General features: G+C 60.0%; 1 protein-coding gene. It reads left to right on the top strand.

Going from position 1 to position 503, the window contains the following annotated elements; translation table 11 throughout:
- Positions 1-26 precede the first annotated feature (26 nt).
- Positions 27-503, top strand: a 477-nt coding sequence (locus DVK03_RS19420; protein WP_199717514.1) for a hypothetical protein, incomplete at its 3' end; no start/stop codon positions are given.

Genomic DNA, 503 nt, shown 5'->3' on the forward strand with positions numbered 1-503 from the left:
CCTGCCGACCCTAAGTGCAGGGGAACGTGCATAGTCAACATGCCGCGCAGGTAAATCCTGTAAAATCAATCATTTCACGCCGTGGTGCCAATAATGCGCTGCGGCGCGGGCAACAAAAAATTCATCGTCGTTACACCCCAAACCTGTGCTGCCGGGTGCCGAAGGGCATGGCGAGCAAGGTGGTGGCGCGCCTGAGCAGTCACGACTGGCGGCGTAATGATGACCTGATCGGTCTGCGCCGGCAGGGCTATATCCCCTATACCCAACGCAATAACCCGGATTACCGTCCCAAACCGATGCGTATTGCTGCGCGTTCGGAAAGCCGCGAGGCGCTGACGGTGCTCTCGATGGTGCTGGGCGCCAACTGCGACTACAACCCGGACAGCGACTACCCGTTCGAGATCATGCTGCCGTTCGAGGACGTGGCCAAAGCGATGGGGGTGCTGCACGTCTACGAAAGCGGCCGCAAGGCGTATGACGTGGCGTTGCATGCGCTGTCGGTG

This window comes from Haloferax sp. Atlit-109R, assembly GCF_003665865.1.
In the GTDB taxonomy this organism is placed as follows: domain Archaea; phylum Halobacteriota; class Halobacteria; order Halobacteriales; family Haloferacaceae; genus Haloferax; species Haloferax volcanii.